At 49.7% G+C, this 342-nt stretch carries 1 protein-coding gene; it reads right to left on the bottom strand.

What is annotated here, in order from left to right; genetic code table 11:
• Window positions 1-296 (bottom strand): helix-turn-helix domain-containing protein (locus tag ACQRCJ_RS12530; protein WP_427799954.1); only part of this gene is annotated, 296 nt, incomplete at its 3' end.
• Between the last annotated feature and the right edge of the window lie 46 nt (window positions 297-342).

The following is a 342-nucleotide window of genomic DNA, read 5'->3' on the forward strand; positions in this document are numbered from 1 at the left end:
AGGCCGAAAACAATGGTTTTTCCGCGTGCTCCACGGCCTCTGATGCCCCTGACCCGGCGAGCGCCGAAGTAGCTTTCATCAACCTCGACTTCCCCTTTGACGGGAGACTCCGCCTCGCAATAACGGGCAATTCTTTCCCGGAAAGCCGTCACATACCGGTTGACGGTGTTTCGGTTAACACCGGACAATTCCGCAATCTGTGAAGCTGTCAAATCAACGGAAAAAAGCTTCACAAGTTGCCGAATTTTTGCCTCGGAAATTCTTGAACGATATGCGTACTTGTTTTTCATTGCCATGACTACCTGGATAACCTTTTTAGGATATCTCAGCTAGTCAAGAGCC

It is taken from the genome of Desulfovibrio sp. SGI.102 (genome assembly GCF_050314315.1).
Lineage (GTDB): Bacteria > Desulfobacterota > Desulfovibrionia > Desulfovibrionales > Desulfovibrionaceae > Desulfovibrio.